At 57.6% G+C, this 15,303-nt stretch carries 10 protein-coding genes and 1 pseudogene; 8 read left to right on the forward strand and 3 right to left on the reverse strand.

What is annotated here, in order from left to right:
• Together NW828_RS11730 and NW828_RS11735 are read left to right on the forward strand one after the other, a co-directional pair.
• Positions 1-201 (forward strand): annotated as a pseudogene (locus tag NW828_RS11730) (RNA-guided endonuclease TnpB family protein); the annotation flags it as partial.
• Positions 202-352: 151 nt separating this feature from the next.
• Positions 353-4,489, forward strand: a complete 4,137-nt coding sequence (locus NW828_RS11735) for a hypothetical protein (RefSeq protein ID WP_414384054.1) — start codon at positions 353-355, stop codon at positions 4,487-4,489.
• A 27-nt stretch (positions 4,490-4,516) separates the two neighbouring features.
• Here the strand turns inward: NW828_RS11735 and NW828_RS11740 are convergent, their stop codons facing one another.
• The 3 genes from NW828_RS11740 to ffh are packed head-to-tail and all read right to left on the reverse strand — an operon-like array spanning position 4,517 to position 7,558.
• Complete coding sequence (locus tag NW828_RS11740) at positions 4,517-5,578, reverse strand: histidinol-phosphate transaminase (protein WP_414384056.1); 1,062 nt, start codon at positions 5,576-5,578, stop codon at positions 4,517-4,519.
• 48 nt (positions 5,579-5,626) lie between these two features.
• Positions 5,627-6,085 (reverse strand): tRNA (cytidine(34)-2'-O)-methyltransferase, encoded by a 459-nt coding sequence (locus NW828_RS11745; RefSeq protein ID WP_011431928.1) that lies wholly within the window; start codon positions 6,083-6,085, stop codon positions 5,627-5,629.
• A 9-nt stretch (positions 6,086-6,094) separates the two neighbouring features.
• The gene (gene ffh / locus NW828_RS11750) at positions 6,095-7,558 is read right to left on the reverse strand and encodes a signal recognition particle protein (protein WP_414384058.1); all 1,464 of its coding nucleotides are present in this window, start codon (positions 7,556-7,558) and stop codon (positions 6,095-6,097) included.
• A 166-nt stretch (positions 7,559-7,724) separates the two neighbouring features.
• On the opposite strand from ffh, the gene NW828_RS11755 reads away from it, so the two are divergent.
• From NW828_RS11755 to NW828_RS11780, 6 genes are all read left to right on the forward strand, one after another.
• Positions 7,725-9,173, forward strand: coding sequence for a carotenoid oxygenase family protein (locus NW828_RS11755; protein ID WP_414384060.1), 1,449 nt, complete (start codon positions 7,725-7,727; stop codon positions 9,171-9,173).
• A gap of 464 nt (positions 9,174-9,637) precedes the next feature.
• A complete protein-coding gene (locus tag NW828_RS11760) occupies positions 9,638-10,600 on the forward strand; it encodes a hypothetical protein (protein WP_414384062.1) in 963 nt (320 codons plus the stop codon).
• A gap of 82 nt (positions 10,601-10,682) precedes the next feature.
• Positions 10,683-10,973 carry a hypothetical protein gene (locus tag NW828_RS11765; RefSeq protein WP_414384063.1) on the forward strand — a complete coding sequence of 97 codons (291 nt, stop codon included), beginning with the start codon at positions 10,683-10,685 and terminating at the stop codon, positions 10,971-10,973.
• A gap of 87 nt (positions 10,974-11,060) precedes the next feature.
• Positions 11,061-12,788, forward strand: a complete 1,728-nt coding sequence (locus tag NW828_RS11770) for an ABC transporter permease (RefSeq protein WP_414384065.1) — start codon at positions 11,061-11,063, stop codon at positions 12,786-12,788.
• A 22-nt stretch (positions 12,789-12,810) separates the two neighbouring features.
• Positions 12,811-14,184: a nitrate/sulfonate/bicarbonate ABC transporter ATP-binding protein gene (locus NW828_RS11775; RefSeq protein WP_414331442.1), complete on the forward strand. Its 1,374-nt coding sequence runs from the start codon at positions 12,811-12,813 to the stop codon at positions 14,182-14,184.
• A gap of 148 nt (positions 14,185-14,332) precedes the next feature.
• Positions 14,333-15,235, forward strand: a complete 903-nt coding sequence (locus NW828_RS11780) for a macro domain-containing protein (protein ID WP_414384067.1) — start codon at positions 14,333-14,335, stop codon at positions 15,233-15,235.
• The last annotated feature ends 68 nt before the right edge of the window (positions 15,236-15,303 follow it).

Here is a 15,303-nt window from a genome sequence, read left to right on the forward strand (position 1 = left end):
ATCCACCCTGAGCGGGGTAAGTCCTACCGCAATGGTAAGTCGTTCAAGTGTGGACACTGCGGGTGGGAAGGGGATGCCGACCATAACGCTGCTCAAGTAATCTCTCTCCTTGGGGCGACTGTAAACTCGCCTGAAATTCCGAAACTTAGTTGCCCTCTGGGGCCGCTAGGGATTGGGATAAAGCCCGCACCCTGCGCATAGCGCGGGTGTCGGGTAGTTTACAAAAGCTTGAATCGAGATGTTTTGTGAGTTTGCAAATGGCTACATAGGTAGTTGTGGGCTACGTGGGGATTATGAAAAAAATTAAGACTTTTGGCACAGCGGCAATTTTCGCCAGTAGTCCGGCACTAGGATGGCTTCCAAGTATACCCGGCGGGATCCCATGTATGTATATTGCCCGGAGGAATTTCTGGGAAGCAAAACCCAGTGCAACCTAGAAGCATTGATAGAACGGCTGGAAGAGGGGGGTCGCACCCTTTTGAGCCAGTTGTTTGACGTTCGTTACCCTTACTGGAAGCGTAATCTCCGCAACAACATTCGCTTGGTGGGGGAGCTGCGCTATGTAGGCGAGGTACCCGTTCTGGTTTTGTTTGGCCTCTGGCCGAGAGGCAGTCACGAATACCGGGAGTTCTTAGACCGACGGCGAGATCCGGATTATCAAGAACGGGTGCGGAGCTGGGTGCCCGATGACCGTTTGCAGGCGTGGCTGGCGCAGCGGCACGAACCAGGGGATCCGCCAAACCATCTCCCCCCTCTGCCCGACGAGCTGTATGAATGGACACAGTTCTTGAATGCTCCCAATCCGCAGGAGCGGCTGGTGTTGGAAAGTGGGGAATGGGTTCGGCAAGTACGGGCCCTTTCTCCAGAGCAGCGGCGCCAGGCTTACCAAGCAGTATCCCGCTTGGTAGATGACATTGAAGGCAGGCTCTACCGGCAGCTCCCGCCGTTTTATCTGGAGGCAGAGGTCAAATGCTGGCAGGAGGGATCCCTGTATCTGGCTGTCAGCTTGGTGCAAGTCTGGGAGCAGCCGGGGAGATTGTTTCCATTTCTCATCGGGGTTTACGACCACGCCCCAGAGCAGAGGGAACGGTTTGATCTGGGATGCCAAACCTGCCTCTTTGGGATGAAAGCCAAGCAGCCGGATATTCTCCAGCACCCGCAACCTTTGGAGGTGTGGAAGCGGTACGCCCGTCGCGCCTACCCCGACTACATGGTGGCGGATGAGACCATTTGGTTGGAAATGCAGGAGATCACAGAGGGAAATTTGGCTTTGTCCATGGAGGAAGAAGAAATCCTGCAGAGCACATCCATGCCCCTACTGATCAACGGAAGGGCCGGGAGCGGCAAATCTCTGATGTTGTACTACCGCTTTGCCGACTATTGCAGCCACTACCTCAAAACTTCAAAACAGAGACCTCTTGAGTACCGCCCTCTCTTTTTGACCTACAGCCCCAGTTTGGTGCAGCAAGCCCGCGACAGGGTAAGTTCAATTTTGCGCATCAGCCACCGCTATCGGGAGGAGGGGTGCAGCTTCTCCACGGAGGAAATTCAGCAGTGTCAAACTTTTTTTAGCACTTTTCAGGATTACCTGCTGAACTGCCTTCCTGCCGAGCGGCAAGAACGCTACCAACCGGATCGGTATGTCAATTTTTATCGATTTCAGAGCTGGTATTGTGGTCGCCGCGATGTAGAGCTGGCTTGGCACACCATTCGCACGCTGATCAAAGGCTATGAGGTCAGTGACTATTTGGATCCCGATAGCTACCGAGAATTGCCTGAGGCCGACCGCAGTGTGGATGAAGAAGCCTTCGAGCGGATTTACGAAGAGATTTGGCCGGGTTACCGGGATCGAACCACCCATGAGGGCTACTGGGATGACCAAGATTTGGCCAGAGATGTGCTGCAGAATGGCACTCTTAATCCTATTCATCCAGTCATTTTTTGCGATGAGGTTCAGGACTTTACCCAACTTGAGCTGAATATCATTTTTTGCTTATCTCCTTGGGGAAAATACAAGTTGGATTGGGCTATTGATCGCCTGCCCTATGCCTTTGCCGGGGATCCCTTGCAAACCATTAACCCAACGGGATTTCGTTGGGCTGCTCTGAAAAAATATCTCTACGAGCATATCCGCGCCTACTTGTTGCCGAGCCATCCCTTTGAGATTGCAGGCCCACAGGAGCTGAGAAACAACTATCGCAGCAATCCACAAGTTACTCGTTTTAGCAATGTAGTCAACCTGTGGCGGCGAGTTCTCAGCAAGAGTCGAGAAATCTATCCCCAACAGCCCTGGCGTCCCCATGAGCAGGGCATGCCGGTTCAAAGGTTTGTGCTGGATGGTCAGGAAAGAAACTTAATCGAAGATGAGCTTAGAAAAATGCTTAGTGATCTCACAGGAACAGTCTGTATCTTACCCTGTCCTGTGGGAGAGGAGCTGAACTACGTGCGTCAGGATCCCGAACTCCAGAAGATCTTTGCCGAGGAATTGAAGCAGAATCTTAAACCACCGCTCCTGCAAACTGCTACGTCTGTTAAGGGAATGGAGTTCAAAAAAGTTATCCTCTACAAGTTTGGAAACGCCTATCGACAAAACTTTAACCGAAAGCTTAATGATTACGCCCGAGGAGCTGGGGAGGCGATATCCCTGCAACTCCATTATTTTCTCAACCAATTGTATGTCGGCATTACCCGCCCTATCGAGGCCCTGGCCATTGTGGACACCTCTGCCGGTTGGCGGGAGTTCTGGGATCCAAGCTTAGAATCCAACTCTTGGCTCGATCATCCTTCTCTGCAACCGGATCGGTCGGAATGGGAGACCGACCCACCGGTATTGGGTTACCCTGTCAAAGGCATCAATATCCAGTACTGGACCAATACAAGCTTGGAAGATCTGCAGGAGGCAGCTCTTGAGCTTCTCAGGCGCGGCATCGAGGAGGGCAACCTCAAACTTCTGGAGGATGTTCAAACTCTGGCGCGGAAGGCAAAAAAACCACCTCTAGAACAGGAATGTCAGGCCTGGCTCCTCAAGCTCCAGAGGGATTACGTTTCCGCAGGGCAAAAGTTCCTGAGCCTGGAGCAGTCTGCTTTGCCCAACAAAAATCTTAAACGAGAAGCCTGGGAGTGCTTTTGGAGAGGGAAGGCCTGGTTGGAGCTGCAGCGTAACGCCGCCTACTTTGCTGGATGTCCTGGGATCCCAGACTACAGCCCCTTGGTGGACTTGATGGTGGCGACCCAAAGAACCTCTGTCAAGTCTATGGAGCGCTTCCGACAGGTGGTGCGGGTGCGAGATTGGCTGAGCGTTGAAGTCAGCCCCAAAGATAGGGACTTCGTCCCGCTTACACGAACGGATTCCACCTGGAAAGAGTGTGTACAGCAATTTTTGGCAGAGCTTGAGCAAGTTCTCAACAACTTGGGAACTTTCTGCCCCCAGGAAGAGGCCCGCAGCTGGTTTTTGCAAGAGACCCTTGAGGCTTTGAAGGGACGTCTGGCCTTTCTCGGCCAGCGGCAGCCGTTCGCGAATCAGTACTACAAGATTTGGGGTATCTGTCACTTCTATCGGCAGGAATTTGAGCGGGCGGTAGAGGTTTGGGATCAGGGGGGCCAAACGGAGCATTCCCCCTACTACCGGGCCAAGATCCACCTGGAACCCCTTCCCGGCAAGGTGAGGTGGCTATCCAAAAACCGCCAAGACTCGGTGGTGCTGGACCGATGGCAAGAGGCAGGACGTCCCCTCACAGGCGAGTGGGCAGAGTACATCGGCGACGTCGTCACCAGTCTGGAGCGCTTGAAAGACTGGCCGCTGATGCTGCGAGTTCTGATCCAGTGCCGAGAGTGGGAGAAGCTCTGGAAAACGGTGCAGGCCCATCCTCAGGCGTGGCAGCGGGGACATGACTACGAGCTGGTGGCTGCCATGGCCCGGGATATCCGGACCAACTGGGAAGACTTAAGGCGCAAATCCCCTGGGCTGCGAGATTTTCTGCAGGAAGTGGTTACCAGCACACAGATGGAGCGGGCCTGGTGGCTACAGCCCCTGGAGGTAGGCTTGGCTTGTGAGCGATTGGGCCACTACCGAGACACGCTCAGGTTTTACGAGCGCTTCACCGAAAGCAGAACCGGCAGGCTGACCAGGCAGCAACGCTCTCAAATTCGGCAGCGCTGGCTGGTGACCCACCAAAGGTATCAAGAGGTTCTCCAAGCGGAGGGGCGCCCAACAGATCGTTTGGCGGAGGAGTTTCGACAGGCTCAAGAGCGTTGGAGGGAGCAGCTGCCCCAGGCAGAACCTGAGCTGGACGAACGGGATCCCTGGGCGCTTGACTTTGTGGAGCACCCCAGCCCTGTCCAAAGTTGGCTGCTGCAGCGGGCCCAAACCGACACCCAGAGCCGACTCAGAGCGGAAATCGCCCAGGCGCTGGAGCATCTGGACGAACGACACTTGCAGCAGGTGCACAGCTTGATCCAGCACTTTTCGCGCGCCGACCCATCCACCTAGGCTGGCTCCGAACGCAGGCCGGGAGGCCTATTGCAGGATTTGGCGCAGGCGCTCCAAGGCCCGTCGGTTCTCTTCAGGGGTGCCCACCGTCAGACGCAGCCCCCCACCCGTGTAGCGCACACCAGTCCCCAGCTCCTGCCAGGCCCGCTGCAGCTCTTGGGGATCCCAGCCGGCCACCCGGAAGTAGAGGAAGTTGGCTTGGCTGGGCCACACCCGCACCCCTGGCAGCTCCTGCAGAGCTTGATAAAGGGCTTCCCGCTCCTGACAAATTAGCGTCACGTCGGCCAAAAGCTCCTCGGCATGCTCCAAAGCCATCTGAACCGCCCACTGAGAAAGGGCCGTGAGGTTGTAGGGCAGGCGGATCCCATCCAACACTTGCATAAGCTGTGGATGACCCACAGCATAGCCCACCCGGTGGGCCGCCAGGCGAAAGGCTTTGGAGAAGGTGCGCAAGATTACCCAGTTGGGATGCTCCGCCAATTTGGGCAGGGCTGTGTGCCGGCTGAACTCAAAATAGGCCTCATCCAAAATCACCAGAATCTCTTCGGGCAGCCCTTCCACCCACTCCCACTCTGCAGCCGTCAGGCCATTCCCCGTCGGCGAGTTGGGATCCACCAGGCACACCACCCGAATCAGATGCTCCCTCAAAGCCTGTTGACATCGCTCTAGATCCAGAGCAAACGTCTCCGGGTCGCGGGGAACCCGCACCACCGGGATCCCCAGGCTCTGGGCCAGGATGGCGTACATGGAGAAGGTGGGCTCTGCCACCAAAATGCCGCCCCGCCCGCCCAGACAGGTGGCAATCAGCAGGGAGCGGATCAGCTCATCCGACCCATTGCCCAGGCTGATCTGCTCTGGCTCCGCTCCGGCATAGGCGGCGATGGCCTGCTTCAGGCCCCGGTGGTGGGCATCGGGATAGCGGTTGCTGGGGATCCCCTTTTCCCAAAGGAGGGAGAGCTTCTGCTTAAAGCCCGCCGGCCAATCGAGGGGGAACTCATTGGCATCCAGCTTGTCGGCAGCCGGGGCTGGCACAGCGTCGTAGGGCTTGAGGTAGAGCAAGTCGGGGCGCAGATACTGCAGAGCACACATCTTCCTGACGGGGAGAAGTAGCTATTATATCAGGGCCAACCCGACCACTTATTCTTTTGTCAGGGATCCCTGCTGACGTAGCGCCTCAAAAAGGGCAATCGCTACGGCATTGCTGAGGTTCAGGCTGCGCACCGGCCCCCGCAGTGGGATGCGCACGCTGGGATAGGTTTCCAAGAACAGAGGATCCAACCCCCGGCTTTCGCTGCCGAACACCAACCAGTCTCCCGGCTGATAGGTTACTTCCGTATAGAGGGCTTTGCCGCGCACACTAAAACACCAGAACCGGGCCTCAGGGTGGGCCTGCACCAGAGCAGACCAAGAGGGGTAGCGATACAGTTGGACGTGCTGCCAATAGTCCAGCCCCGCCCGCTTGAGGTAGCGATCCGAAAGGCGAAACCCCAGAGGATCCACCAGATGGAGAGGCGTATCGGTGGCTGCACAGGTGCGGGCGATATTCCCCGTGTTGGCCGGGATCTCTGGGGCAACCAAAACAACGTGGAAGGGCATAATCCTATCCTACTTGCCCCCAAATCCGCGGCTGCCGCCCCCTTTTTTGCCCCCACCTTTGCCCGGCTTGCGGCTGGGCTGTTGCCGAGAGGGAGAGGCCGTTGAACGTCCGCGCCAACTGGGATCCCCGCCGGGAAGAGAGGTACGCCCACCCCCCCAACCCATACCGGGAAAACCGCCACCCATGCCCATGTTGCGCATCATGTCGCGCATGCGTTGAAAATCACTGACCAGTCGGCTGACATCCTCCAGCTTGTGGCCAGATCCGCGGGCCACCCGTCGTTTGCGGCTGACGCTGCGGGCCAACAGATCCGGGTTGCGCCGCTCTTCGGGGGTCATGGAGTTGATCATGGCTTCGGCGCGGGCCAGTTGGTCTTGTCCCTTTTGCAGTTGTTCCTCGCTGATTTTGCCCATCCCTGGCATCAGTCTCAGCAGCCCTGCCAAGGATCCCATGCGTTTAATTAGGCGCATCTGCTTGAGGAAATCGGTGAAATCAAACTGGGCAGTCATCATCTTCTCCGCCATGCTGGCGGCATCTCCCAGGTCGATTTCCTCTTGAGCTTTTTCCACCAAGCTGAGGATATCCCCCATCCCCAGAATGCGGGAGGCCATGCGATCCGGGTAGAAGGGATCCAGCGCTTCCACTTTTTCGCCGACGCCGATGAACTTGATGGGCTGGCCGGATACTTGGCGAATGGAGAGGGCGGCTCCACCGCGGGTATCCCCATCCAGCTTGGTGAGGATGGCGCCGGTAATGCCCAGGCGCTCGTGGAAGGCTCGGGTAAGGCTGGCTGCCTCTTGGCCGATCATGGCATCCACCACCAGCAGGATCTCGTGGGGCTGCACCGCCGCCTTGATCCGCTCCAGCTCCGCCATCATCTCCAGGTCAATCTGCAGGCGACCGGCAGTGTCTAAAATCACATAGTCGTAGCCCTGCTGCCGGGCCGTCTCCACCCCCTGCCGGGCAATCTCGACGGGATCCACTTTGCCCAGGTCGAAAACGGGGATCTGAATTTGCTGGCCCAGCGTCTTGAGCTGGTCGATGGCCGCCGGGCGGTAGATGTCTCCGGCCACCATCAGGGACTTCTTGCCCTGCTTGCGCAAGTACAAAGCCAACTTGGCGCAGGTGGTGGTTTTGCCGGATCCCTGCAAACCGGCCATGAGGACAATGGTGGGAGGCTGCTCCGCTTGGGCAATGGGCACGTTGGCTTCCCCCATCACTTTCACCAGCTCGTCGTGGACGATCTTGATGAACTGCTGATCCGGCGTCACCCCCAGGATGACCTCGGATCCCAGGGCAGCTTCCCGCACATCCTCGATGAACTGCTTCACCACCTGCAAGTTGACATCCGCATCCAGCAGGGCTCGCCGCACCTCCCGCAGAGCTTCTTGAATGTTGGTTTCGGTGATCCTGTCCTGGCCGCGCAGCTTTCTCCAGGCCAATTCCAACTTCTCGGAGAGGGCATCAAACATGGGTACTGTGGATCCTGTCAGGCGCTTTGGGGGCATTTCCTACCATAGTCGAATCGGGGCGACTCCATCTTGGGGATCCCAACCAAGGTGGCTATCCCGGCCCAGAAAAACTGGCGACTTCACAAAAGTTTAAGCAACAATAGAGGGCGTTGCATGCAGATCTTCCATGGTCAGCGTCGCTTCCCTTCCCTACAGCATCACCGACTGGCAATTGGGCTATCGCTCCCTATCCCAGGAGTACGACTATTGGATTACAGGGATCGAGGGGCAGATCCCGGCGGGGTTGCGGGGAACCCTGTTTCGCAACGGCCCGGGCAAGCTGGAGGCGGGATCCCAGCGCTACGGACACCCGTTCGATGGCGACGGCATGGTCTGCGCCATCACCTTTGTGGGGGGGAAAGTTCATTTTCGCAACCGGTTTGTGCGCACCCGCGAGTTTGAAGCAGAGGAAAAAGCCGGTCGGGTGCTTTACCGAGGGGTGTTTGGCACCCAAAGGCCGGGCGGCTGGTGGAGCAACTTTCTCGACTTGCGGTTTAAAAATCCCGCCAACACCAACGTCATCTACCAGGGAGATAAGCTGCTGGCCCTGTGGGAGGCCAGTGCCCCTTACCGGCTGAACCCGGCCACCTTGGCCACCGAGGGGATCGAAACGTTTGCAGGAGGGATCTCGGCCAGCCAGCCTTTCACTGCCCATCCCCGGCGGGATCCCCACACGGGAGATCTCATCGCCTTTGGGGTGCGGGCTGCCCAGAACTCCACGTTGCTGTTTTATCGTCTGGACTCGCGCGGGCGCTTGGTGGAAAAGCGGGATTACCGCCTGCCCGGTTTTGCCTTCCTGCACGATTTTGTCTGGACACCCCGCTACTGTATCTTTTTCCAAAATCCCTTGGCTTTCAACCCCCTGCCGTTTGTGTTGGGCTGGCAACCGGCGGGCACCTGTTTGACCTTGAAACCGGGGGAGCCGACCCGCATCTGGCTCTTTCCCCAGGGCGATAAGCCGCTGCAACTGGAAGCGGAGCCGGGGTTTGTTTTCCATTTTGTCAACGGCTACGAAGTCGGGGATCGGGTTGTGGTGGATGCCGTCCTCTATGAGAACTACCCTGCCCTTGAGCCGGATGCCGATTACCTGCAGATTGACTTTGCCCAGATTCCGGCGGGCAAGCTGTGGCGGTTCTATCTGGATCCCAAGGGGGGCAGTGTGCGCCGAGAACTGCTGCTGGATCGCTCGGTGGAGTTTCCGGCCATCCACCCGGCTCGAATGGGGGGATCCCACCGCTACATCTACATCGGGGCCACCCATGCTCCTGGCCCCAATGCTCCTCTGCAAGCCATCCTCAAGCTGGATACCGCCACAGGCCGCACACAGCAGTACAGCTTTGCCCCCCGCGGCTTTGTGGGAGAACCGGTGTTCATCCCCAATCCAGAAGGTCAGGGCGAAGAGGCAGGGTGGATCGTGACGGTGGTTTTTGATGCGGCCAGCCAGCGCTCTCAAGTGGTGATCCTAGAAGCAGCCGACCTGACAGCCGGCCCCGTCGCGCGGATCCCATTGCGGCACCACATTCCCTATGGCCTACACGGCAGTTTTACTCCCCAGGTGTGGGTAACGCCTGCCTAAGCGATGAGCTTCAAGATGGCTGAATGGATCCCCTTGGCTGAGGGAATGCAATCCAGCCCTTAGAGAGCCCTGGGGATCGGCCAGTTGGATCCCGGCTGTGCAAAAACACCTCTATTGGCTCCAGTCAGCGTTGCTGGAAAAAACTACAGATACTCATCAATATCAATGGCCCTGTCTGGGGAATAGACATCCTGCAGCCTGAGAACCATTCCCTTGGAACAGTTGCTACCATTGGCTACAGGTCGGCTACAGTGTTGACAACTGCTGGCTCCCCAGTTCCCGACGAGGGCACCTGCTGGGAGTTTGTCAATGGAAGCAGGATGGAAAGACGCTGTTGGGCGTTGTTAGGCTAGTGAATGGTGTGTTGAGCAGGTCTTGGGTCAAGAGCAAAGTTATGGCCTGTTTTTGCAACGGTAAATGTCTGCCGCCGAGCATTCTGAATTGACAGCAACGGAACCGTCACAATGTCCTCCGATCTGAGACCTCCCTTTCGACCTGTACGGCCCCCCAGACCCAGCTCAACCGGCGAGGCCAAGGGATCCCTGTCATCAGCGAAAGCTCAGGATCCTGGTGCTGCTCGCGACAGCGGGACGGAGTCCTTGCAGCCCGTTGTCAGCACCACCGCTACCTTGGGGGAAAAGAAAGCGGCAGAAAGAGAGCGAGTCTGTCTGGAACCCATCCCGCCGCCTGGGGAGAAGATGCAATACCGAGCTATTGGCCTCATCGAAGGGCAATACATTCCCTCCCCAGAGCACTTTACCCGCGGGATTTTGCGCACCTCGGATGGCCTGGATCTCAATGCCGTATTGCTGGGCCGGGTGATGAGCCTGGTACGGAAGCACCTGAAGCCGGAACGCAACTATCTGTGGGTGGTTTATCCTCGCACCCGCGACAAAACCGAAGATCTGCACGTGCAGTTGCTGGGGGTGTGGGCCCCAGAAGAAATGGGGCGAACTCTCCCCGAGGGATCCCGTCCAACAGTGGTGCCGGATTGGTTTTCCATCCGGGGCGAGGTCGTTTTTCAATCCCAGGAGAAAGGGTTCATCATCGTCAAGATCCGTCAATCGGGCAAAAAAGCTTCCGCCAACTCTCCCTCTCAGCGAGTCCAGAAGGATGGAGCCGCAGCCCCCAAGCCCCAAGCCTTCAAATTGCGCCTGATTGGATCCCTGCCGGGCAAAGGGGTAGGCAATTTCTGGGATCTGCAGGTGCGCCGCCGCGGATCCCTGCTCTATGTGGAGGCGGGCACTCCCATCGGCCCTGTGCTCAAAACGCCGCCGCGCCCACGCCTGAAGCGTTCTCCCCCCCAACCCAAAGCCAGGAAGAGTTCCACCCCCTCGACACGTGGGGAAGCGTCTATTCAAGAGCCGTTTTATCCTCTGCGAGATCCCACAAAAGTACCCAAGCCGGTTAAGAGAAAACGCCCATAAACTGGGCTAGTAGATCCTGCTTTAATGGAGCTTTTCATGTTGACCTTCTTGTTGTGAACCATTCTTTTACCCTGGTTAGGCCGTGGCAGAACCAACTCCTCCCAACAAACCTCCCAACAAAGATGAATTCATTTCGCCTCGCTATCCCTACTGGGGCGAAGTGAAGCCGCAGAACCTAGTTTTTGATGCCAACCTGCAGGAATTTAGCAATAAAGTGTCCTTGATTTGTAGCTTGGAAACCGGGGGCAAAATTACCCCGGAAGAAGCCTACCGGCAAATCAAAGAGCTGTGGAAACAACTCAAGCAGACCAAAAAAGCCATCTTGGACAATCCCCAGTGGAAGGAATCTCCCCCTGAGTTGCCAGAAGAGTAGCCGCCTGGATCCGGGAGCTCGCAACTCCTCCCGGATCAACCGCAAACGGTATACACTGGGCGCGGACGCCGGGCTTAGTCAGGGAAGATGAGGACTTTTCCTTCGCCGGAGGCGCTGCGTCGGCTGCCAGCAGGGGCTGCGGATGGGGCCATCATTCTGGGCACGTTGGTTCTCCTGGCCTTGGTGGCGCAGGTGGGAGTGGGGGCTTTTGAGCGGTTTCAGCCTCCGGCGGTGGTGCCCCGGATCGACTTGGATCCGCGCAACCTGCCCTACTATGCGGCCCGCTCCACCTTGCGCATGTTCATTGCCTTGGCCTTTTCCACCCTTTTTACCTTGATCTATGGCTACATTGCTGCCAAAAGTCGCTGGGCCGAGTGCATTTTGATCCCTCTGTTGGATGTCTTGCAATCGGTGCCGGTGTTGGGATTTCTCTCCATTACGGTTACCGGTTTCATTGCTCTGTTTCCTGGCAGCTTGCTGGGGCTGGAGGCGGCTTCTATCTTTGCCATCTTCACCAGCCAAGTCTGGAACATGACCTTTTCCTTCTACCAATCCCTGCGCACGCTGCCTCAAGAGTTGGTGGAAGCGGCTACCTTGTATCGCCTGTCGGGGTGGCAGCGCTTTACCCAGTTGGAAGTGCCGGCGGCAATGGTGGGCCTCATCTGGAACGCCATGATGAGCTTTGGTGGGGGGTGGTTCTTTGTGGCAGCCAGCGAAGCCATCAGTGTGCTCAACCAGGAATACACGCTGCCGGGGCTGGGATCCTATGTGGAAGCGGCCGTCCAGGCGGAGGATCTGCCCAAGCTGGGCTGGGCGCTCCTGACCATGGCCGGGGTGATCCTGCTGGTGGATCAGCTCTTCTGGCGACCTTTGGTGGCTTGGTCGGATAAGTTTCGCCTGGAACAGAGCAGCGGGGCTGCTGCCCCCGAATCCTGGCTGTACGATCTGCTGACCACGGCGCGGATCCCGCGGCTGATCGGCAGTTGGCTTTCCCCCTTGGCAGAGTTGGTGGATCGGCTGTTGTCCCACTTAACTCGCCCCCGTTGGGTGGATCCCCTTAGTCCTGAGGTCGAGCGACGCCGCGAGCGGCTGCTGACTCAGCTTTCCTGGATAGCTATTGGCGGCATTGGGATTTGGATTGTTGATTTTGTGGCCACCACTGTGGGCTTTGGAGAGGTGATGCTGACCTTTGGGCTAGGGATCCTCACCCTGCTGCGGGTTAGCGTGTTGCTGGTGTTCGCCACGGTGATCTGGACTCCCATTGGGGTGGCCATTGGCTTTAATCCAAAGCTGGCAAAACTGCTGCAGCCGGTGGTGCAATTTCTGGCAGCTTTTCCCGCCAATTTCCTCTTTCCTTTTGCCACGTTGTTTTTTATCCGCGCCCAGATCAGCATTGAGTGGGGCAGCATTTTGCTTATGTCGCTGGGAGCACAGTGGTATATCCTTTTCAACTCCATTGCCGGCGCCCAGAGCATCCCCACGGACTTGCGAGAAATGGCCGTGGATGTGGGCTTACGAGGATGGCAGCGCTGGCGAAAGCTGATCATTCCAGGGATCTTTTCTGCCTGGGTCACCGGGGGAGTCACGGCCAGCGGCGGCGCTTGGAACGCCAGCATTGTCTCGGAGATTGTGGCCTGGGGATCCACCACCCTCAAGGCTACAGGATTGGGCACCTACATTGCTGAGGCAACGGCGGTGGGAGACTGGCCCCGCATTACCTTGGGCATTGGCATGATGAGCTTGTTTGTGGTGGGCCTTAACCGCCTCTTCTGGCGACGGCTGTATCAGTTGGCGGAAGAAAAGTATCACCTTTAGTCTTTTCAATTTCTGAGGCAATATGAGCTCTGCAGCTTCCCCCGTTTTGATCGAGGTCGAGAAAGTCTACAAGCGCTTTCCTTTGCCAGAGGGCAAGGGGGAGTTTACCGTTTTAAGCCAAATTGATTTGCAAGTGCGGGCAGGGGAGGTCTTGGCTCTGCTGGGCCGCAGCGGCAGTGGCAAAAGCACCCTTTTGCGCATCATGGCGGGCCTGATCCCCCCCAGCCAAGGGCGGGTGCTGAGCAACGGCCAGCCTCTACGCGGGCCTAACCCCGATGTGGCGATGGTGTTTCAGAGCTTTGCTCTCCTACCCTGGCTGACCGTGCAAGAAAATGTGGAGCTGGGGCTGCAAGCCCGAGGGATCCCCCGCGAGATCCGCCGGCAAAAGGCCCTGAAGGCCATTGACTTGGTGGGCTTGGATGGGTTTGAGAACGCTTACCCCAAGGAGCTTTCGGGGGGGATGAAGCAGCGGGTGGGCTTTGCCCGCGCCTTTGTCCTAGAGCCCAAGGTGCTGTTTATGGATGAGCCTTTTAGCGCTTTGGACGTGCTGACGGCGGAAAACCTGCGGGGGGAAATTGATGAGCTGTGGAATGCGCAAGCCTTCCCTTCCCAAAGCATCCTCATCGTTACCCACAACATCGAAGAGGCGGTGTTTTTAGCGGATCGGGTGGTGATTCTGGGATCCAACCCAGGGCGGATCCGGGGGGAGGTGAGAATTGACCTGCCGCGGCCCCACGAGCGCACGGATCCCCGCTTCAAGTCCTTGGTGGACTACATCTACGAGATCATGACCAACCCCGAAATTGCTGTTACCGGAGAGGTGGCTCTGCCTGCGCTGGCTGGTGATAAGGCCACTTCCCCCTATGCCTTGCCTCTGCCCCATGCGCGGGTGGGCGGGATCAGCGGTCTGCTGGAGTTGATCGTGGAGTGGCCGCAAGGGCGGGCGGAGATTGCCGATTTGGCCGAGCGGCTGCAACTGGCCGTGGACGATCTGCTGCCGATTTTGGATGCGGCGGTGCTGTTGGGCTTTGCCGAGGTGGCCAGCGGGGTGGTGCAACTGACCGAAATTGGCCAGGACTTTGCCAACACCACCATCCTGCGCAGCAAGGATCTCTTCCGACAACAGCTATTGGCACGGGTTCCCGTGTTCCGCAGCATCTTGCAGACTCTGGAAGAAAAAGGCAGCCGCTCCATGCGAGCGGACTTCTTCTTGGATCTTTGGGACGAACACTTCCCCCACGCTGAAGCCGAACGGCAGTTTGCCACCGCCATTGACTGGGGACGCTATGCAGAGCTGTTTGAGTACGACGCCTCGGAAGAACGTCTCTATCTGCCCGAGCCAAGCGAGAGCTCCACTGCTCAAAAGCCTGTCGGTCTCAACTCTCGTTCCGACTGAAGCGCATCTGGCTCTGCCTTTTTCAAAGCTGCATCGTAGAGCGGAGGTATGGCGCCAATTCCAGAAAGTCCCAAAATCTACCACATTACCCATGTAGACAACTTGCAAGGGATTTTGACATACCCCCCCGCTTTTAGGCAGGGGATTCTTGTTACTGGTTCTGCGACAGCACTTGAAATCATGGCCTGGGAACTTCAAGGCCTATGCCGCAGCCTGCCGGCGGGGGGAAGTCCAACCGGGCAAAATGTTCGTTTTCGAGACCGGAAACCTGACCAATCCGCGCTACATCGTCAATTTCCCCACAAAACGCCACTGGCGGGGGAAGTCGCGGATCGAGGATATAGAAGCTGGGCTGAAGTCCCTTGCCGAGGAGATCAGGCATCTTGGTCTGCGCTCAGTCGCTTTGCCACCCCTAGGCTGCGGCCTCGGGGGTCTTCATTGGCCCGATGTGCACTCCCGCATCGAGCAGGCGCTAGCAGAACTTCCCGACGTCCACATCCTTGTCTTTGAGCCCACCAGGCCTCAGCCTTTACCGAAGAGCATGCGCCGCGGCCAGATCCCTTCCTTGACGCCGGGAAGAGCGGTGCTGGTGGGCCTTATGGAGCGCTATGTAAACGGTCTACTTGTTCCGTTTGTCTCTTTGCTTGAGCTGCACAAGCTGATGTACTTCCTGCAGGAAGCCGGGGAGCCGCTTCGCCTGCGATTTACAAAGGGCGTTCATGGACCCTACGCCGAGAACTTGCGGCATGTTCTCAAAGAAATCGAGGGATATTACATCTCTGGGTACGGCTCGGGCGGTGATCGACCAGACAAGAAGCTGGAACTGGTGCCCGGTGCTGTCGAGGAAGCCCATAGATATCTCGCTGGACAGCCAGAGACGAGAGAACGCTTTGAGCGTGTCAGCGACCTCGTGGAGGGCTTTGAGTCGCCCTATGGTCTAGAATTGCTGGCTACTGTCCACTGGATCGTGACTCGTGGGCACCCTTCTACGACGGCAGAGTTGGTGGAAAGCTTCTACGCCTGGGGAGATAGAAAACAACAATTCAGCTAGAAATCGCAGGAGCCCCGCACTGTACCCGTAGGGTCAGTGTCGGGAGGAATGCGGAAGTTATGATAGAA

The organism is Synechococcus sp. W55.2, assembly GCF_047461635.1.
GTDB lineage: Bacteria > Cyanobacteriota > Cyanobacteriia > Thermostichales > Thermostichaceae > Thermostichus.